Source organism: Phreatobacter sp., assembly GCF_022843985.1.
GTDB lineage: Bacteria > Pseudomonadota > Alphaproteobacteria > Rhizobiales > Phreatobacteraceae > Phreatobacter.
On the sequence record NZ_JALHMP010000020.1, the window covers coordinates 18,638 to 36,796 of the forward strand.

Sequence of the window (18,159 nt, forward strand, 5' to 3'; positions counted from 1 at the left end):
CAATGTGAGTGTAAAAAAAAGTTTACGTCAAGGCTCTTTTACGATTAGAGTGTCAAGCAATGCGGACACCTCACGTGTTGCGGCACCAGCCAATTCGGCTAATCTGGTTGGCGGATCCATGCGGGGCGGCCGGTCGTACCGTCACGAAACGTGCGTTCAAGAGGTGCCCGACACGCCTTCAAGTCGCCTGCGAGAAAGATAAGGCCCGGACGTCCTATCGTGGATGAACCGGTCCGAGTGGGGGGAGAGGCCCATGACGGACATAAGGTATGACGATCGCCAGAACGGCTGGTCTTCGGGCTCGAGCCCCGACGCGTCCGCGCCTGGCGAGGCCCGCGCGAAGATGGGCAACGGTCAGGCCGTCGTCGATGACAGGCTGCTCGTCACGATCGCCAAGACGATCCAGTACGAGGTCGTGCCGCGCCTGCTGATGGCGACCCGTGGCAAGGAGGGCGTCGACCAGTCGCCGCCGGACACGATCGCCACGACGGAAGTGGACGACTTCGTCAGCACCGTCATGTTCCACGACATCCATGTCGCGCTGGCGCAGATCCAGGCCCTGCGTGAGAGGGGCCTGAAGAGCCCCGACATCTTTCTGGGTCTGCTGGCACCGGCCGCGCGGCGTCTCGGCGACATGTGGCTGCTGGACCGCTGCAGCTTCGCGGAGGTGACAATGGGCCTCGTGCGCCTGCAGAACATCATGCGGGCGGTGGCGCCGCCACCGCAGATGCAGGACCTTCGCGACGAGCCAGACCGGCACGTGCTGCTGACAGTCTATCCCAACGAACAGCACGCCTTCGGCATCACCCTGGTCGCCCAGCTTTTTACCGAGGCCGGCTGGCGGGTGACGCTCATGACGCCGACCAGGATCAAACAGGTGATCGACCGGCTCTCGTCCGAGTGGTTCGACCTTGTGGGGATATCGCTGAGCAACGACGACTTGATAGACAAGTTGACATCGGCCATAAGCCAGATGCGTCGCAGGTCACGGAATCGATCGATCGGCGTTGTGGTGGGAGGGGCTACTTTCAACGGCGATCCTGATCGCTACGCCTTGGTTGGCGCCAATGCCTCCGCATCCGACGGCCGGGAAGCCGTGAAGATCGCGGAGGGCCTGGTGGGATTGGCCCCGCGATCCCACACGGGCAACTGAACCGTGACCTTCACGCGCTCTTTCCCGAAGCGCGCGACCAACAGCGAAGCTTCTCATGTCAACGCCTGATCCCAACGCATTGGTCGGTCTTGATGGAAAGACGGCGATGGCTATCGCGTCGATCGTGGCGGATATCGTCCTCGTGGTCGACAGCGACGGGATCGTTCGCGATCTGAAGACCAACACGGACACGGCGATCGCGGGAGACGCCAAGTCCTGGATGGGCCAGCCCTGGATCGACACCATCGCCCCGGACAGCCGGCACAAGGCCGCCGCTCTGCTGAGCGAAGCGACCACGGGGGCCGCATCGGCGCTGCGCGAGATCAATCACAAGGGAGCCGACCCCCAGGCGACCATTCCCATTCGCTACTCGGCTGCCAAGGGCAAGTCCCCGGGCAATGTCCTGATCGTCGGCCGCGACCTCAGCGCCCTGTCCGGCCTGCAGCAGCAACTGGTCAAGGCGCAGCAGGCGATGGAACGCGACTATGTTCGTCTGCGGGCCGCCGAGACCCGCTACCGTGCCCTGTTCCAGATGACAGCTGAGCCGATCCTGATCGCCGAGATCGGCTCGCGGAAGGTGGTCGAGGCCAATCCGGCGGCGCTGGAAGCCCTTGCGCCCTCGTCCGGTCGCCTCGTCGGACGCGCCCTCGGCCAATTGTTCGACGACAAAGGCGGCAGCGACATCGATGCGCTGCTGTCGCGTTCCGCCGGCGGACAGACCGCCGTGACCGTGCGCGTCACGAGCGCCACCAACGGGCGCCGTTTCGACGCGACCGCGTCGCTGTTCCGCAACGAGGGCACGACCCTCGTCCTGTTACGCCTCATCCCGCTCGAAGAGACCGGCGGCAGGACCCATTCGTCCGGTTCGACGCGCTATCTCGATCTGATAGAGAAGCTCCCCGACGGCTTCGTGGTGACCGATCTCGAAGGCAATGTCGTGGAGGCCAATCCGGCCTTCCTCGAAGTGGTGCAACTCGCCACGATCGATCAGGCCCGTGGACACCAGCTGGGCGAGTGGCTCGGCCGCATGGGCATCGACTTCCCGACCCTGACCGCGACGCTGCGCGACTTCGGGTCGGTACGCAACTTCTCGACCATCATCCGCGGGGCCCTCGGCGTCACGGAGACGGTGGAGGTTTCGGCGGTTCTGGTCGAGACCTCGGATTTTCCCTGCTATGGCTTCGTCATCCGCTCCACGGCCCGCCCCGCGGCCGCGTCGAGCGGCAAGAACCAGCTCCTGCCGCGGTCGGTCGACCAGTTCACCGAACTCGTCGGGCGTGTGTCGCTGAAGGAACTGGTGCGCGAGACCACCGACATCATCGAGCGCCTGTGCATCGAGGCGGCCCTCGAAATGACCCAGGACAACCGCGCGACGGCAGCAGAACTCCTCGGCCTCAGCCGCCAAAGTCTCTATCTCAAGATGCGTCGCTTCGGGATCATGGACGACCCGACGCTTGAGGTTGATTGACACTTTTCATGTAAAGAAAAGTTGACACTTCGGCAAGGCGATCCTACGCTGCCGGAATGATCACCCCGGGTGTGCCTGACGTTCTCGCCCTGTCCAGACCCATCGCCTGGTGGCCGGCGATCGGCGCTCTCGGCCTCGTGCTCGTCGACGGCCATGTCCCGACCTTGCTGATGGTGGCGTCCGGCGGTGCTGTGTCGGCCATTGCCATGCTTCTCGGGGCCACGGCGCGACGCGCGCATGCACGCTCCCGTACCGCGCGCGGTCACGCCGCGGGCTTCGCGCCGCGCTTCATTCCGTCACGCCTCGGTTGCCATCCCCCCGGGCTCCGCCAAGGCATCGTCCCCACCTGGCCTGCCGACGGCCGGCAGCGCCCCTCGTGCAGCGGGAGGCCATGATGCATCCGACCCCCTTGACCTGGTTCCAGATCATCCGCCTCGGCCTCGTCCAGACGGCTCTCGGCGGCATCGTGGTGCTGACGACATCGACGGTGAACCGCGTCATGGTGGTCGAACTCGCCCTCCCCGCCATGCTCCCGGGCGCTCTCGTCGCCTGGCATTACTGCCTGCAGATCCTCAGGCCGCGCTTCGGCTACGGTGCCGACCAGGGACGGCGCATGACCCCCTGGATCATCGGCGGCATGGCGGTCCTGGCCATCGGCGGGAGCCTGGCTGCCGTCGCCACTGCGGTAATGGCGGCTTCCTGGGCCGCTGGTCTCGCCCTTGCCATCATCGCCTTCACCCTGATCGGCGCCGGTGCCGGTGCCGCGGGCACCTCGCTGCTGGCGATGCTGGCGAAGCGCGCCGCGCCGCAGCGGCGACCGGCCGCCGCCACCATCGTGTGGATGATGATGATCGCCGGCTTCGCCATCACCGCCATCGTCGCCGGGGCCTTCCTCGATCCCTTCTCGCTCGACCGCCTCGTCATCGTTTCGACCGCCGTCAGCGTCATCGCCCTCGTCCTCGCCATCGTCGCAGTGACCGGGATCGAGGGCCCCGGCGAGGCTCCGCAGGTCCCCGTCGAGACCAAGTACGGCTGCGGCTTTCCCGTTGCGCTGGCCCAAGTCTGGGCCGAACCCAGGGCCCGCCTCTTCACCATCTTCATCTTCGTCTCGATGCTGGCCTTCTCCGGCCAGGACCTCATTCTCGAGCCCTATGCCGGTCTCGTCTTCGGCCTGACGCCGGGGGCGACGACCACGCTGTCCGGACTGCAGAACGGCGGCGTTCTCGCCGGCATGGTGACGGTCGCGCTGGCCGGCACCTTCCTGCGCCATGACGGCCCGGGTTCGCCCAAATTGTGGATGATCCTCGGCTGCCTGATGTCAGCTCTGACCCTCGGCGGCCTCGCCGTCGGCGGCTGGCTCGCGACCGACTGGCCGCTGCGGCTCAACATCGTCCTGCTCGGCTATGCCAACGGCGTCTATGCCGGCGCCGCCATCGCCACGATGATGACACTCGCCGGTGCCGGCGCCGAGCGGCGGGAAGGGACCCGGATGGGAATCTGGGGCGCCTCGCAGGCCATCGCCTTCGGCATCGGCGGGTTCCTGGGAACCGTCGCCGTCGATGCGCTGCGCGCCATCACAGGATCCAGCCTTCTCGCCTATGGCAGCGTCTTCGCCGTCGAGAGCCTGCTCTTTCTCATCGCTGCGGCCCTCGCCTTCCGCATTGTCGCAATGTCGGCCGCGCCCGCGGCCCCGCAGGAAACGCAGTCCGGATCTCAACTCGCACTCGGAGTGGGCTAGAACCATGGAAACGCGCCGTCACTATGATGTCGTCGTCGTCGGCGGCGGCCCCGCCGGTGCGACGGCTGCCGCCGATCTCGCCGCGCGCGGTCGCTCGGTCCTGCTGCTCGACCGCGCCGGACGGATCAAACCCTGCGGTGGCGCCATTCCTCCGCGGCTTGTCCGCGACTACGCCATCCCCGAGGAGATCATCTGCGCGCGGATCAACTGCGCCCGGATCGTCGCGCCTTCCGCCAAGCATGTCGACATGCATATCGACGGCGGCTATGTCGCGATGGTCGACCGCGAGGTCTTCGACGAGTTCCTGCGCGAGCGTGCCGAGGCCGCAGGCGCCGAGCGGCAAACCGGCCGCTTCCTGCGGATTTCGCGCGATGCCGGCGCCCATGCGATCGTGCATTTCCGCAGCGGCTCGGAAGCGGGCGGCGACATCGTCGATGATTGCGTCTCGGCCCGCCTCGTCATCGGGGCCGACGGCGCCAATTCCCTCGTTGCCCGCCAGGAAATCGCTGGCGGCGACAGGATGCCCTGCGTCTTCGCCTACCACGAGATCGTCAGGTCGCCGGACGCCTCCGACATCACCTTCGACCCCCGCCGCTGCGACGTCCATTATGACGGCCGCTACTCGCCCGACTTCTACAGCTGGGTCTTTCCGCACGGCAAGACCGCGAGCATCGGCACCGGCACCTATCACAAGGGTTTCGGCCTGCGGGAATCCGTCGCCGCCTTCCGCAAAAGGACCGGGCTGGACCAACTGGAAACCATCCGCCGCGAGGGGGCGCCGATTCCGCTGAAGCCGCTCAAGCGCTGGGACAACGGGCGCGACGTCATTGTCACCGGCGATGCGGCGGGCGTCGTCGCGCCGGCCTCCGGCGAGGGCATCTACTACGCGATGGCCTCGGCGACGCGGGTGGCGGAGGCCGTCGAGGAGACCCTGCGCACCGGCCAGGTGCGGGCGCTGGCGACGGCGCGCAAGCGCTTCATGAAGTCGCACGGGCGGGTCTTTCTCATCCTCGGGATCATGCAGTGGTTCTGGTACCGCAACGACCGGCTGCGAGAGCGCTTCGTCTCGATCTGCGCCGACAAGGACGTGCAGCGTCTCACCTGGGAATCCTACATGAACAAGGAACTGGTCCGGCAAAGCCCGGTCGCCCATGTGCGCATCTTCTTCAAGGATCTCGGCCACCTGCTCGGACTGGCACGCACATGATGCAGGACCTCATCGACGACTGGGCGGTGATCGCTGTCGCGGCGACGGGGACGCTGATCGTCGCCATTGTCGGCGGCATGCTGACCGAGATCGGCCCCTGGTACCGCTCGCTGACCTTTCCCGCCTGGAAGCCGCCGGACTGGGCCTTCGGCCCGATCTGGACCACCATTCTGACGCTGGCGGCGATTTCCATCGTCCTCGCCTGGAACGCGGCACAGACGCCGGCCGACCGCATCCTCGTCGTGGCGCTGTTTGTCCTCAACGGCCTGCTGAACATCGGCTGGAACCTGCTGTTCTTCAAGATGCGCCGGCCGGACCTCGCCCTCATCGAGGTGGCGTTCCTCTGGCTGTCCATCCTGGCGCTGATCGTCGCCCTGTTTCCCATCCACCGGCTCGCGAGCCTGCTCCTGGTCCCCTACCTGGTCTGGGTCGGCACCGCCGCCTTTCTCAACCTTCGGATCGTCCGGCTCAACGCCCCCTTTTCGGGGGCTGGAGCGTGAGGTCCCAGCGCCACCGGGAGGTGCCCATGCTGCGTCGAGAACAGCTCACCGTCGTGCTGGCCAGCCCGCGCGGCTTCTGCGCCGGCGTGGTGCGCGCCATCGAGATCGTCGAGCGCGCCCTGGCCCTCTACGGGCCGCCCGTCTATGTGCGCCACGAGATCGTCCACAACCGGCACGTGGTCGCCCGCCTGTCACGCCGCGGCGCCGTCTTCGTCGAGGATATCGACGCCATTCCGCCTGGCGCCGTCACGGTGTTCAGCGCCCATGGCGTCTCGCAGGCGGTGGAGGAGGAGGCGCGCCAGCGCGGCCTCGACGTCATCGACGCGACCTGCCCCCTCGTCAGCAAGGTGCATCGCCAGGGTCGCCGTTTCGCCGAGAAGGGCTACAGCGTCCTGCTCGTCGGCCATGAGGGCCATGCCGAGGTGGAGGGCACGCGCGGGCAGGTGCCCGGCGGCGTCACGGTGGTCGGCACGGTGGACGACGTGGCGGCCGTGCAGGTCGCCGATCCCATGCGGGTCGCCTATGTGACCCAGACGACGCTGAGCGTCGACGATACGCGCCAGGTGGTGGATGCGGTCAAGGCGCGCTTCCCGGCGGCCGTCGGGCCCGAACTCGACGACATCTGCTATGCGACGCAGAACCGGCAGACGGCGGTCTCGCTCCTGGTCGACGACGTCGACCTGCTGCTCGTGCTCGGATCGCGCAACAGCTCCAATTCCAACCGTCTCTGCGAGATCGGCCGCAAGGCCGGCATCGCCGCCCATCTGATCGATGATGCCTCGGAGATCGATCCGTCCTGGCTCGACGGCGTCAGCCGCGTCGGCATCACCGCAGGGGCATCCGCGCCGGAGGACCTCGTCCAGGCGCTGATCGAACGCCTGTCGGACATGCGGGAGGTTACCGTCGAGACGGTTGGCGACATCCGGGAGACCATCGAGTTCCGCCTGCCCCAGTCGCTGCAGGCGGCCATCCGCGAACGGGAGTCCTCGGCCTCGCACGCGCCAGCATCAAGGAGCCTGTGAGATGGGCATCCCCTTTCCCTTCACTGCCATCGTCGGCCAGGCCGAGATGAAACAGGCCCTGCTGATCGCCGCCGTCGATCCCGGCATCGGCGGCGTGCTGATCACCGGCGACCGCGGCACCGGCAAGTCGACGGCGGTGCGCGGCCTCGCCGCCGTCCTGCCGTCCATGAAGGTCGTGGCGGGCTGTCCCTATCGCTGCAGCCCTGATTCACCGACCACCGGCTGCCCCCATTGCAGCGAGGCCTTTCCGGCGGGACGCGGGCGCAAGAGCGCAGTGGAACCTGTCCGCGTCGTCGACCTGCCGCTCGGCGCGACGGAGGACCGTGTCGTCGGCGCCCTCGACATCGAGCAGGCGCTGGTCCACGGCCGAAAGCGCTTCGAACCCGGGCTCCTGGCCCGCGCCCATCGTGGCTTCCTCTATATCGACGAGGTCAATCTCCTGGAGGATCACCTCGTCGACCTGCTGCTCGACGTCGCCGCCTCCGGCGAAAACATCGTCGAGCGCGAGGGCCTGAGCATCCGCCATCCCGCCCGCTTCGTGCTGGTCGGCAGCGGCAATCCTGAAGAGGGCGAGTTGCGCCCGCAGCTCCTCGACCGCTTCGGCCTGTCGGTCGAGGTCACATCGCCGGACGATATCGCGCTGCGGATCGAGGCGGTGAAGCGGCGCGAATGGTTCGATCGCGATCCGGACGCCTTCGTCGCGGCCTGGGCCCGCGAGGAGAAGCGGCTGCGCAGCCAGATCGCCGCGGCCCGGCTCCGGCTGCCCGCGATCGACGTGACGGACATGATGCGCCATGCCATCGCCGCGCTCTGCATCAAGCTGGGCACGGACGGCCTGCGCGGCGAACTGACGCTGATCCGCGCCGCGCGGGCGGTGGCAGCCCTCGCCGGCGCCGATGCGGTGCAGCCGAACCACCTCCGGCAGGTCGCGCCGCTCGCCCTGCGCCATCGGCTGCGGCGCAATCCCATGGACGAGGCCGGTTCGCGCCTCAGGGTCGAACGCGCCGTCGCGGAGGCATGGGCGGCATGACCGACACCTCCGCAGCCGACGACCGACAGGGCGATCCGCGTGCCGCGGCGGCCCTCGCCGCCGCCGCGCTGCTGGCCGTGGATCCGCACGGGCTGGGCGGCGTGCGGCTGAAGGGGCCGGCAGGACCGATCCGGGATGCCTGGATGGCCCGCCTGCACGCCTTCCTGGCGGCCGAAGCGCCGGTCGTCCGCATCCCGGCCCATGCCGGCGCCGGCCGGCTCCTCGGCGACATCGACCTCACCGCCACGCTCGCCACCGGTCGCCCCGTCCGCGAGCGCGGGCTCCTCGCAGGCGCCGACGGCGGCATCCTCGAACTGCGCTCGGCCGAACGCATTGACCCGCAGATCGCGGCGATCCTGTCGGCGGCCCTCGACCGCGGTGTCGCGGCCGTGGCGCGCGAGGGCTTCACCGGCACGCCCGCCTGCCGCTTCGGTCTGGTCGCCCTCGACGAGAGCGGCGACGACGATCCACCGCCACCGGTCGCCCTGGTCGAGAGGCTCGGCCTGCGGGTCGATCTCAGCGTTTTCGGCGCGCTGGTCCCGCCCGTTCCGGCCCAGCAGGACCTCTCCGCAGCACGGGCGCGGCTGCCGGGCGTCACGGTGGGCGCGGACATGGTGGAAGCGCTGGTGCGAACCGGGGAGGCTCTGGGCGTCAGGTCCGAACGCGCCGTCATCCTCGCCGTCCGCGCCGCCCGCGCCGCCGCCGCGCTGGCCGGCAGGCCGATGGTCGCCGAGGCGGATGCCGAACTCGCTGCCGTCCTCACCCTCGCACCACGGGCGACACGCCGGCCCGCGCCGCAACAGGAGCCGGCGCCCGCACCCGATCCGGCGGAGGACGCGCAGCAGGACCGTGCGCCGGAGACCGACGACCGGAACGATGCGCAGCCGCCGAGCGATGGTGGCGGGCGCATGGAGGATCGCGTCCTCGCGGCGGCGACGGCCGCCCTTCCACCGCATCTCCTCGACCTGCTCACCGGCCAGGACAGCATGCGACGGGGTGCAACGCCCGCCGCCGGACGCAGAAACCGGAACGAGCAGGCTGCCCAGCGCGGCCGGCAGATCGGCAGCGCGGCCGGTGACCCGCGCCGCGGACCGCGCCTCGATCTCATCGCCACCCTGCGCGCCGCGGTTCCGTGGCAGAGGGTTAGGGCTCTCGGCGCGACAGGATCCGGCCTGCGGTTCCGCGCGTCGGACCTGCGCGTGCGGCGCTACCGCGTCCACAAGGGCTGCACCACGATCTTCTGCGTCGATGCCTCCGGATCGGCTGCTCTCGACCGTCTTGCCGAGGCCAAGGGCGCCGTCGAGCAGATGCTCGCCAGTTGCTATGTGCGCCGCGACGAGGTGGCCCTGGTGGCGTTCCGGGGCCGCGATGCCGAAATCGTCGTGCCGCCGACGCGCTCGCTGCAGCGCGCCCGCACCTGCCTCGCGGGGCTCCCCGGCGGCGGCGGCACGCCGCTGGCGGACGGCATCGCCACCGCTTGCCGGATGGCCCAGGAAACCGGCCTGCGCGGCCGCACCCCGACCCTCGTCGTCATCACCGACGGTCGCTCCAATGTCGGGTTCGGTGGCGTCACGGGGCGCGAGCGTGCCACGGCCGATGCCCTCTCGGCCGCCCGCGATGTCAGCGCGCAGGGGATCAGGGCCCTGCTGATCGACAGTTCCAGCCGTCCCGAGCCGCAGGCACGGGCACTGGCATCGACCATGGGGGCGCTCTACCTGCCCCTTCCCCATGCGGATGCCGCCATGCTCTATGGTGCGGTCCGGGCCGGCGCCGACGCGCTGATGGCGGTGCGGCCATGAAGAAGACGCTGGACTGGCGGCGCGACGGCCCGACCTGGCCCGGCCAGGCGCATAGCCGCTTCGTCAAGGCCGCCGGGATCGACTGGCACGTCCAGGTTTCCGGTGCCGGGCCCGTCGTGCTGCTGCTGCACGGCACCGGCGCCTCGACCCATTCCTGGCGCGGCCTCGCCCCGCTGCTGGCGACACGCTTCACCGTCATCGCGCCGGATCTTCCGGGCCATGCCTTCAGCCGGTCGCCGGAAGGCGCATCCCAGTCGCTGGCCGCCATGGCCACCGCGCTGGCCCGCCTGGTGAAGGAGATCGGCCAGCCTCCCGCCATCATTATCGGCCACTCGGCCGGGGCCGCCATCGCCGTCCAGATGGCGCTGGACGGCCTGCTCGCACCCAAGGCCATCATCAGCCTCAATGGCGCGCTGCGGCCGCTGGAGGGCTTCGCCAGCCGGTTCTTCCCGCCGATCGCGCGGCTGCTCGCCCTGCTGCCGATCGTCCCCAACATGTTCGCCTGGCGGGCGCGCGATCCCGGCGTCATCGAGGATCTTCTGAAGCAGACCGGTTCGCGCATCCCCGACGAGGACCGCGCCCGCTACCATCGGCTCGCCACCACCCCGTCCCATATCGCCGCCGCCCTGTCGATGATGGCGAGCTGGGATGTCGCCGCGCTGGAAAAGACCATGGCCCGGCTCACCCTGCCGCTTCTGCTGGTCGCCGGCACGGAGGACGGCATGGTCCCGGCGAGCGAGGCGACGGTCGTCGCGCGCAAGCTGGCGCAGGCCGAGGTCGCGAAGCTGAAGGGCCTCGGCCACCTCGCCCACGAGGAACAGCCTGCGCGCGTCGCCGCGGTGATCGGCGACTGGGTCGACCGCGTACTGCCGGCGGGCGCCGACGTCACGCCCTCTCTCGGAGCAGCCGCCCTATGACAGCGCCGGTCCGCCATCCCCTCCCCGTCGACGATCGCAGGCCCCATGCCATCGTGATCGGATCGGGGTTCGGCGGGCTCGCCGCGGCGATCCGGCTGTCGGTCCGAGGATACCGGGTCACCGTCCTCGAAAAACTCGACCAGGCCGGTGGCCGCGCCCGCGTCTTCCGCCAGGACGGCTTCACCTTCGATGCCGGCCCCACCATCGTCACCGCACCCTTCCTCTTCGACGAATTATGGACGCTGTGCGGCAAGCGGCGCGCCGATCATGTCGATCTCGTGCCGCTGGAACCTTTCTACCGGCTGCGCTTCAACGACGGCTCGACGCTGGACTGCTCGGGCGATCCGGACGTGATGCGTGCCAACATCGCCCGCATCGCGCCGGGCGACGTCGCCGGTTACGACCGGTTCATGCGCCAGAGCGAGGAGATCTGCCGGATCGGCTTCGAGCAGCTCGGCCATGTGCCCTTCGGCTCGGTTCTCGACATGCTGCGCGTCGCCCCGGACCTCATCCGCCTGTCGGGCCACCGTTCAGTGCACCATCTCGTCAGTCGCTACGTCAAGGATGAGCGCCTGCGCATCGCCTTGAGCTTCCACCCGCTCTTCGTCGGTGGCAATCCGTTCACGGCCAGCGCCATCTATGGCCTGATCGCCTTTCTCGAGCGGCGCTGGGGCGTTCATTTCGCCCGCGGCGGCACCGGCCGGCTGGTCTCGGGTCTCGTCGACCTGATCGAGGGCCAGGGCGGCACCGTGCGTCTGGGCGCAGACGTCGCGCGCATCGTCGTCACCGATGGCCGCGCCACCGGGGTCGTGCTCGCCAGCGGCGAGGCGCTTCCCGCCGAGATCGTCGTGTCCAATGCCGATGTCGCCTGGACCTATGGCCGGCTGGTGCCTGAGGGTACGAGCCGGCGCTGGCGGCCGGCGAAGCTCGCGCGGGCGGCCTATTCGATGAGCCTCTTCGTCTGGTATTTCGGCACGGACCGGCAATATCCCGCGGTTCCCCACCACACCATCCTGCTCGGGCCACGCTATCGTGACCTGCTGGACGACATCTTCCGGCGGAAGGTCCTCGCCGACGATTTCAGCCTCTACCTGCACCGCCCGACAGCGACAGACGACGGCCTCGCCCCGGCAGGCCACGACGCCTTTTATGTGCTGTCGCCGGTGCCCAATCTTCTGGGTGGCGAGGATTGGGCGACCATGGCCGAGACCTATCGCCGGCGGGTGGAAGCGCATCTGGAGGCAACGCTGCTTCCCGGACTCAGGGACCACATCGTCACGTCGCGCCTGCTGACGCCCGTCGATTTCCGCGACGAGCTGAACGCGCCGCATGGCGCCGCGTTCAGCCTGGAGCCGGTTCTCACCCAGAGCGCCTGGTTCCGGCCGCACAACCGCTCCGAGGACATCGCCCATCTCTATCTGGTCGGCGCGGGAACCCATCCCGGCGCCGGCCTGCCGGGCGTCCTGTCCTCGGCCAAGATCCTCGACGAGGTCGTTCCCCATGCCAGTGCCTTCGCGACCCGATAAAGACGACCTTGCCGCGTGCCGTGCCCTGCTGCGGGCCGGATCCAAGTCGTTCTTCGCCGCCTCGGTCCTGCTGCCGCCGCGGGTGCGCGAGAACGCAACAGTGCTCTATGCCTTCTGCCGGCTCGCCGACGACGCCGTCGACCTGTCGGGGGCACCGGAGGACGCCGTCGCGACCCTGAGCGCGCGGCTCGACGGCATCTATGCCCGCTCGCCCATCGACCACCCCGTCGACCGGGCGCTGAGCATCGTGGTGCAGGGCCACGCCCTGCCGCGGGTGTTCTTCGATGCGCTGCTCGACGGCCTCGCCTGGGATGCGGGGGGGCGCACCTACCGCACGCTGTCCGAGCTCATCGACTATTCGGCCCGCGTCGCCGGGACGGTCGGCGCGCTGATGACGCTCCTGATGGGCGGGCGCCATCCCGACGTGCTGGCCCGGGCCTGCGACCTCGGGGTTGCGATGCAGCTCACCAATATCGCCCGCGACGTCGGCGAGGATGCCCGTGCCGGCCGCATCTACCTGCCGCTGGACTGGCTGGCCGAGGCGGGCGTCGATCCGGCCGCGCTGCTCGACGCTCCGGCCTTCGACGCGCGGCTTGCGGGCATTGTCCAGCGCCTGCTCGACGAGGCGGCGCGGCTCTACCGGCGCTCGGAGGGCGGGATCGCCCATCTGCCCGTCGGGTGCCGGCCGGCCATCCATGCGGCGCGGCTGATCTATGCCGAGATCGGCGTCGGCCTCGCGGCCCATGGCTATGACAGCATTTCCCGGCGCACAGTGGTGCCACGCGCGCGCAAGGTCGCGCTGCTGGCCCATGCCGTGGTGGATTCGGGATTTGCAGCGCCCGGCATTGGCGCGACGGCTCTTGCCGAGGTGCAGTTCCTGGTCGATGCCGTGCAGGCGACCCCGGCGCAGGGGATTCCGGCGCAGGGGACCCGGGGTCATGCGATCGGCGAAGCGCTCTCTCCCCTCGATCTCGACGCCAGGATGGCGCGGGTGCTCGACATGTTCGAGAAGCTGGCGCGCCGCGCGCCCGCGCCGCGCCCCGTGCGCGAGGTCCGCCGGCGGAGCGTGCGGACGAGCACGATCCGAGGCGCCGGCTTGCCGGCATGAGGCGGAGGTCCCATGAGCAGCACCTCCCTCTTCGTCGCGGAATTCATGCTGACGGCTGTCGTCATCCTCGGCTTCTGCGCCCACCAGCTCTGGTCGCTCAACAAGCTCTCGCGGGAGCGGGCGTCGAAGAAGAAGCCTGACGAACCCCCGTCCGGAGCCTAGCGACCCGCCCAGCGCGGCATGCGAAACGGCAGCATGGCCTGCACGACGGGATGGGTGAAGCGGGTCATCGACAGGCTCTCGTGAACGAGGGTCGCCGGCGAGCCGTTCCAGACCGTCCCGACGATCGACCGCGCATAGAAGGGCGTGTCCTCCAGCCGCCTGAGGAGATGCGGGGCCTGTCCCGGATCGCTGCGTGTCCGGCCGGCGATGCCCCACAGGCTGCGCTTCAGGCCGACGAGCGGAGGCGCCTCGACATCCCGCAGAACCCCCTCATGGTCCAGCGCCAGCGCGAGCGCCGTGGTGGTGCCGTCGCGGCGCACCGCATCGTAGAGCAGCCGCGTCGACCGCGATCCGCCCTCCCGCGACCAGTCCCAGGCGAGGAAATCGTCGGCGAGCGGCCTGTCGCCGTCATTGGTGTCGCAATAGCCGTGCCCGGACCAGGAGAGGGCGGGCGCGGTGAACCGGGCCTCGACGCGCGCGACGGGGGCGATCGGCTGCCAGCGATGGCGACCGGCGGCATCGAGCGCGAAGCCACGGTTCGGCTGCGGCCCGGCATGGAGGACAATCTCACCTCTGACTCGCCGCGGCCAGGGGACCGCGACCTCGTCCAGACTGATGGTCAGGGTGCCGTCCCGCCAGCGCAGGCTGCTCGGACCGATGGCGAGGCCGTCGCGCGTACGCGCGAGCGCGGCCGAGCCGCGCTCAGTCATCGCCCAGCGGTTCGCACCGGGTCCGTAGAGCGCGACGTTGACGGCGCAGAAGTCCTCGGGCGCAGCAGGCCCGGAGCGCCGGTTCCAGGCGTAATAGGGCGAGAAGACGCTGCCGATGAAGGCGATGACGACCAGTCCGTGACGCCCATCGTCGCTCAGTGCGTCGACATACCACCAGGCATAGCCGTCCGGATCGACACGGGCCGCGAAATCAGGTCCTCCGTCACGGTGCGCGCTGCGAGGCGACCGGAGATCGCCGCCATCGGCACGCCTGGACCCGGGTGCACGCTGCCCCCCGCCAGATAGAGCCGCGGGATCGCGGTCCGCGAGCCCGGCCGGCGGAACGAGGCCATCGCTCCATGCGTCGCCATCCCGTAGAGGGCGCCGCCCGTCCCCGGGAAGAGCCGGGCGAAATCCCGCGGCCCCGTGACCGCCCGGCTGGTGATCTCCAGACTCAGACCCGCGCCGCGCAGACAGTCCATCATGGTGGCTTCGCATCGCGCGATCTCCTCATCGGCCGGCCGGCCCGTATCGGCGGCGGGGGGGGCATTCACCAGGCAGAAAAGGCGCTCGGGCCCCGTCGGCGGCGGGCCCTCGTCCGACCGGTCCTGGGCACAGAGATAGACAGTCGGCCGGTCGGGCAAACATCCCCGGGTCATGATCGCGTCGAATTCGGCGCGGTAGTCGGCGGAGAAGAAAACGTTGTGGAAGGCCAGGGGAAAGCCCGCGGCCTTGGCCGCGAGGCACCAGGTGACGGCCGAGAGGGAGCGGGTCTGCGGATCGGTGGCGGGCGTGGCGCGCGCCACCGCAGGACCCGCCAGCCCGCGCCAGAGCGCGCCGGCATCGCCGTTCCAGACGACCGCATCGGCGGCGATGGTCTCGCCGCCGGCGAGCCTCACGCCGCGTGCCGTGCCGTTCTCCACCATGATGGACTCGACGGCCGTCCCGTAGCGGAACTGCGTGCCGCGCGCCGCGGCCAGCCCCGCCAAGGCCCGCGCCAGTTCCTGCATGCCGCCCCGGATGGTCCAGACCCCTGCCTGTTCGGCATGGGCGACGAGCATCAGGGTCGCGGGTGCCATGAACGGCGACGAGCCGCAATAGGTGGCGTAGCGGCCGAACAGCTGGTGCAAGCGCGGATCCTCGAAATAGCTGCCGAGCGCCCGCCACAGCGTCTCGAAGGGCCGGATGGCCAGCCCGGACAGGCCGAGGCCGGAGGCCAGGCCGACGAGGCTCGGGCGCGGCGCCTGCATGAAGCGCGCGTCGAGAAGATCGAAGATGCGGTGCGAATCGGCGGCGAAGCGGCGGTAGCCCCGCGCACCGGCCGCGCCGGCGAAGCTGCCGATGGCATCGGCGGAGCGCTCCACATCGGCGTAGAGGTCAAGCGAGGGCCCCTCCCCCCAGGCATGGCGGGCGAGAACGGCGAGCGGGGTGAGGCTGACGACCTCATCGAGGCTTTCGCCGACGGTCTCGAACAGCGCGTCGAAAATGCCGCGCATCGTGAAGACGGTCGGCCCGGCATCGACGGGACCGAGATCGGTTTCGACCCGGCGCATCTTGCCACCCGGCACCGCCGCGGCTTCTACCACTGTCACCGCACAACCGCGATGGGCGAGTTCGAGCGCAGCGGCGAGACCGCCCATGCCCGCCCCGACGATGACCACCCTGTCCGCCTTCACGCCGATCCTCGCGATTTGCCGTTGACAGTGCCGGCCGCCAGATACAGTTTACTTGACAGTCTAATGTGTCAACTGAATTTGACATCAGGGGATGAGCCATGGATCTCGGCATTCGGATCGAAAAGGCCCTCGATATCGCCCTTGCCAAGGCGGAAGGGGCGGATTGCCCGCCCAAACTCGCCGCGGCCCTGCGCTACGCCGTCTTTCCCGCCGGCCACCGGATCCGGCCGCGCCTCGTTCTCGCCGTGTCGGAAGCCTGCGGCGGCTCAGACCCTGATGCTGCCGACGCGGCGGCGGCGGCGATCGAGTTCCTGCACTGCGCCTCGCTGGTCCACGACGACCTGCCGTGTTTCGACGATGCCGACGAGCGGCGCGGCAAGGCCTCGGTGCACAAGGCCTACGGCGAACCGGTGGCTGTGCTCGCCGGGGACGCCCTCATCGTCCTCGCCTTCGAAACGCTCGCCCGCGGCGTGCTGGCCGACCCGCTGAAACTCGGCGGCCTGATCAGGCTGGCGGGGCAAGCCGTCGGCGCGCCCGGCGGCATCTGCGCCGGCCAGGCCTGGGAAAGCGAGGCGGATGTTTCCTTCGCCGCCTATCACCGGGCCAAGACCGCGTCCCTCTTCGCCGGCGCCACCGCCGCCGGGGCCCTTGCCGCCGGAGCCGAGCCGCTGCAATGGCGCGCCCTGGGCGAAAGGCTCGGCGAGGCCTATCAGGTGGCGGACGACATCAGCGACGTTGCCGCCTCGCCCGATCAGATCGGCAAACCCTGTGGCCGCGATCTGGCGCTCGGACGCCCGAACGCGGCGCGCGAACTCGGCCTCGCCCCGGCGATCGCCCTGCTCGAGCGCATGATCGTCGAGGCGATCGCCTCGGTGCCGCCCTGCCCGGGCCAGGCCCAGCTGCGTGCCGCCATCCTGCTCGAGACGAAGCGCTTCCTGCCGGCGGGACTCGTCCGCCACGCAGCATGACGGCCATCGCGCCCCGCGAACAGCACCAGCCGGTCCCCTGGACGGCCCGGCTCTTGGGCCGCTGGCGGGACCTGCGCAACCGTCTTGTCGGCGATCCCGGGTTCCAGCGCTTCGCTGCCGCCTTCCCGCTGACCCGCCCGGTCGCGCGCCGCGAGGCGGCAGCGCTATTCGATCTCTGCGCCGGATTCGTCTATTCGCAGGTGCTCTTCGCCTGCGTCCGGCTGCGCCTGCTCGATCATGTCGCGGCAGGTCCGCTCCCGCCTGACGACCTGTCACGACGGCTAGGGCTGGCACCGGCGGCCGGCCTGCGGCTGGTACGAGCGGCGGCGGCGCTCGGTCTCGTGGAATGGCGGGGCGGGCATGTCGGGCTCGGCATGCGCGGGGCTGCCCTGCGCGGCAATCCCGGTGCCCTGGCGATGATCGAGCACCACGGCATGCTCTATCGCGATCTCGCCGACCCCGTGGCACTGCTGCGCGGCGAGGCGGACCCGGCACAGCTCAGCCGCTTCTGGGCCTATGCCGGCGCGACCGATGCGGGCGCCACCGCGGACGCCGCTGCCTATACTGCGCTGATGGCGGCCTCGCAGTCGCTCATCGCTGAAGACATTCTCGATGCCTATCCAGTCTCGGGCCACCGCGTCATTCTCGACATCGGCGGCGGTGACGGGACATTCCTCGGTGCGGTCCATCGCCGCGCGCCCGACGCGCGGCTGATGCTGTTCGACCTGCCGGCTGTGGCAGCGCTGGCGGCTGCGAAGGCGGACCGGCCCGATTCCCTCACCATCCATCCCGGCAGTTTCAGGGAAGAGGAGCTCCCTGGCGGGGCCGATCTGATCACGCTGATCCGGGTGGCCCATGATCATGACGACCATGTCGTGCGGCCCCTGCTCGGCCGCATCCGCCGGGCACTCGCTCCCGGCGGCACGCTGATGATCGCCGAACCGATGGCCCAATCGGCGGCGGTCGCGCCGATGGCCGACGCCTATTTCGGCCTCTATCTCATGGCGATGGGCAGCGGGCAGGCCCGTTCGCCGCAGACCCTGGAGGCCATGCTGCGTGACAGCGGCTTCGATGACATCCGGCACCACAGGACACGCCGCCCGCTGTTCACAGGGCTGATGACCGCCCGCCGGCCAAAAGAAACGTAAAAAGAATTTGACACTCTTCGTTGTCAT

Annotated in this window: 16 protein-coding genes; 14 read left to right on the forward strand and 2 right to left on the reverse strand. The window is 69.7% G+C overall.

Annotation, left to right across the window (positions count from 1 at the left end; all coding sequences use genetic code 11):
• Positions 1 to 223: 223 nt before the first annotated feature.
• The 12 genes from Q0C57_RS14310 (at position 224) to Q0C57_RS14365 (ending at position 13,630) form a co-directional block, all read left to right on the forward strand.
• Positions 224 to 1,153, forward strand: coding sequence for a cobalamin-dependent protein (locus tag Q0C57_RS14310; protein ID WP_296577111.1), 930 nt, complete (start codon positions 224 to 226; stop codon positions 1,151 to 1,153).
• Positions 1,154 to 1,259: 106 nt separating this feature from the next.
• The gene (gene ppsR, locus Q0C57_RS14315) at positions 1,260 to 2,621 is read left to right on the forward strand and encodes a transcriptional regulator PpsR (protein ID WP_296577112.1); all 1,362 of its coding nucleotides are present in this window, start codon (positions 1,260 to 1,262) and stop codon (positions 2,619 to 2,621) included.
• A gap of 394 nt (positions 2,622 to 3,015) precedes the next feature.
• Positions 3,016 to 4,359: a BCD family MFS transporter gene (locus tag Q0C57_RS14320; RefSeq protein WP_296577113.1), complete on the forward strand. Its 1,344-nt coding sequence runs from the start codon at positions 3,016 to 3,018 to the stop codon at positions 4,357 to 4,359.
• 4 nt (positions 4,360 to 4,363) lie between these two features.
• A complete protein-coding gene (locus Q0C57_RS14325) occupies positions 4,364 to 5,566 on the forward strand; it encodes a geranylgeranyl diphosphate reductase (protein ID WP_296577114.1) in 1,203 nt (400 codons plus the stop codon).
• Complete coding sequence (locus Q0C57_RS14330; protein WP_296577115.1) at positions 5,563 to 6,066, forward strand: TspO/MBR family protein; 504 nt, start codon at positions 5,563 to 5,565, stop codon at positions 6,064 to 6,066. The genes Q0C57_RS14325 and Q0C57_RS14330 overlap by 4 nt, the downstream gene beginning before the upstream one ends.
• A gap of 26 nt (positions 6,067 to 6,092) precedes the next feature.
• A complete protein-coding gene (ispH, locus tag Q0C57_RS14335; protein WP_296577116.1) occupies positions 6,093 to 7,088 on the forward strand; it encodes a 4-hydroxy-3-methylbut-2-enyl diphosphate reductase in 996 nt (331 codons plus the stop codon).
• A 1-nt stretch (position 7,089) separates the two neighbouring features.
• Entirely contained in the window at positions 7,090 to 8,118 is a 1,029-nt protein-coding gene (gene bchI / locus Q0C57_RS14340) for a magnesium chelatase ATPase subunit I (protein WP_296577117.1), read from the forward strand.
• Positions 8,115 to 9,917, forward strand: a complete 1,803-nt coding sequence (locus tag Q0C57_RS14345; protein ID WP_296577118.1) for a magnesium chelatase subunit D — start codon at positions 8,115 to 8,117, stop codon at positions 9,915 to 9,917. The genes bchI and Q0C57_RS14345 overlap by 4 nt, the downstream gene beginning before the upstream one ends.
• Entirely contained in the window at positions 9,914 to 10,834 is a 921-nt protein-coding gene (bchO, locus tag Q0C57_RS14350; RefSeq protein WP_296577119.1) for an alpha/beta fold hydrolase BchO, read from the forward strand. Before Q0C57_RS14345 ends, bchO begins: the two co-directional genes overlap by 4 nt.
• Positions 10,831 to 12,360: a phytoene desaturase gene (locus Q0C57_RS14355; protein ID WP_296577120.1), complete on the forward strand. Its 1,530-nt coding sequence runs from the start codon at positions 10,831 to 10,833 to the stop codon at positions 12,358 to 12,360. The genes bchO and Q0C57_RS14355 overlap by 4 nt, the downstream gene beginning before the upstream one ends.
• Positions 12,335 to 13,468, forward strand: coding sequence for a phytoene/squalene synthase family protein (locus tag Q0C57_RS14360; RefSeq protein WP_296577121.1), 1,134 nt, complete (start codon positions 12,335 to 12,337; stop codon positions 13,466 to 13,468). The genes Q0C57_RS14355 and Q0C57_RS14360 overlap by 26 nt, the downstream gene beginning before the upstream one ends.
• 12 nt (positions 13,469 to 13,480) lie before the next feature.
• Positions 13,481 to 13,630, forward strand: coding sequence for a hypothetical protein (locus Q0C57_RS14365; RefSeq protein WP_296577122.1), 150 nt, complete (start codon positions 13,481 to 13,483; stop codon positions 13,628 to 13,630).
• On the opposite strand, the gene Q0C57_RS14370 is transcribed toward Q0C57_RS14365, so the two are convergent.
• Together Q0C57_RS14370 and crtD are read right to left on the reverse strand one after the other, a co-directional pair.
• Positions 13,627 to 14,340, reverse strand: a complete 714-nt coding sequence (locus tag Q0C57_RS14370; protein ID WP_296577123.1) for a hydratase — start codon at positions 14,338 to 14,340, stop codon at positions 13,627 to 13,629. The two genes, Q0C57_RS14365 and Q0C57_RS14370, sit on opposite strands and share 4 nt — an antisense overlap.
• A gap of 155 nt (positions 14,341 to 14,495) precedes the next feature.
• The gene (gene crtD / locus Q0C57_RS14375; RefSeq protein WP_296577124.1) at positions 14,496 to 16,016 is read right to left on the reverse strand and encodes a 1-hydroxycarotenoid 3,4-desaturase CrtD; all 1,521 of its coding nucleotides are present in this window, start codon (positions 16,014 to 16,016) and stop codon (positions 14,496 to 14,498) included.
• A gap of 98 nt (positions 16,017 to 16,114) precedes the next feature.
• Here crtD and Q0C57_RS14380 point away from each other — a divergent pair, with 98 nt between their 5' ends.
• The gene (locus Q0C57_RS14380; protein WP_296577125.1) at positions 16,115 to 16,984 is read left to right on the forward strand and encodes a polyprenyl synthetase family protein; all 870 of its coding nucleotides are present in this window, start codon (positions 16,115 to 16,117) and stop codon (positions 16,982 to 16,984) included.
• On the forward strand, positions 16,981 to 18,132 hold the full coding sequence (locus tag Q0C57_RS14385; protein ID WP_296577126.1) for a methyltransferase: 1,152 nt from the start codon (positions 16,981 to 16,983) through the stop codon (positions 18,130 to 18,132). The genes Q0C57_RS14380 and Q0C57_RS14385 overlap by 4 nt, the downstream gene beginning before the upstream one ends.
• The last annotated feature ends 27 nt before the right edge of the window (positions 18,133 to 18,159 follow it).

What these genes read in the sequence shown, in the direction of transcription:
- Q0C57_RS14380 (WP_296577125.1), top strand. Translation starts at nt 16,115, where the DNA reads ATGGATCTCGGCATTCGGATCGAAAAGGCCCTCGATATCGCCCTTGCC.
- Q0C57_RS14360 (WP_296577121.1), top strand. Translation starts at nt 12,335, where the DNA reads ATGCCAGTGCCTTCGCGACCCGATAAAGACGACCTTGCCGCGTGCCGT.
- bchO (WP_296577119.1), top strand. Translation starts at nt 9,914, where the DNA reads ATGAAGAAGACGCTGGACTGGCGGCGCGACGGCCCGACCTGGCCCGGC.
- ppsR (WP_296577112.1), top strand. Translation starts at nt 1,260, where the DNA reads ATGGCTATCGCGTCGATCGTGGCGGATATCGTCCTCGTGGTCGACAGC.
- bchI (WP_296577117.1), top strand. Translation starts at nt 7,090, where the DNA reads ATGGGCATCCCCTTTCCCTTCACTGCCATCGTCGGCCAGGCCGAGATG.
- Q0C57_RS14345 (WP_296577118.1), top strand. Translation starts at nt 8,115, where the DNA reads ATGACCGACACCTCCGCAGCCGACGACCGACAGGGCGATCCGCGTGCC.
- Q0C57_RS14385 (WP_296577126.1), top strand. Translation starts at nt 16,981, where the DNA reads ATGACGGCCATCGCGCCCCGCGAACAGCACCAGCCGGTCCCCTGGACG.
- Q0C57_RS14330 (WP_296577115.1), top strand. Translation starts at nt 5,563, where the DNA reads ATGATGCAGGACCTCATCGACGACTGGGCGGTGATCGCTGTCGCGGCG.
- Q0C57_RS14370 (WP_296577123.1), bottom strand. Translation starts at nt 14,340, where the DNA reads ATGACTGAGCGCGGCTCGGCCGCGCTCGCGCGTACGCGCGACGGCCTC.
- Q0C57_RS14320 (WP_296577113.1), top strand. Translation starts at nt 3,016, where the DNA reads ATGCATCCGACCCCCTTGACCTGGTTCCAGATCATCCGCCTCGGCCTC.
- Q0C57_RS14310 (WP_296577111.1), top strand. Translation starts at nt 224, where the DNA reads ATGAACCGGTCCGAGTGGGGGGAGAGGCCCATGACGGACATAAGGTAT.
- Q0C57_RS14355 (WP_296577120.1), top strand. Translation starts at nt 10,831, where the DNA reads ATGACAGCGCCGGTCCGCCATCCCCTCCCCGTCGACGATCGCAGGCCC.
- ispH (WP_296577116.1), top strand. Translation starts at nt 6,093, where the DNA reads ATGCTGCGTCGAGAACAGCTCACCGTCGTGCTGGCCAGCCCGCGCGGC.
- Q0C57_RS14365 (WP_296577122.1), top strand. Translation starts at nt 13,481, where the DNA reads ATGAGCAGCACCTCCCTCTTCGTCGCGGAATTCATGCTGACGGCTGTC.
- Q0C57_RS14325 (WP_296577114.1), top strand. Translation starts at nt 4,364, where the DNA reads ATGGAAACGCGCCGTCACTATGATGTCGTCGTCGTCGGCGGCGGCCCC.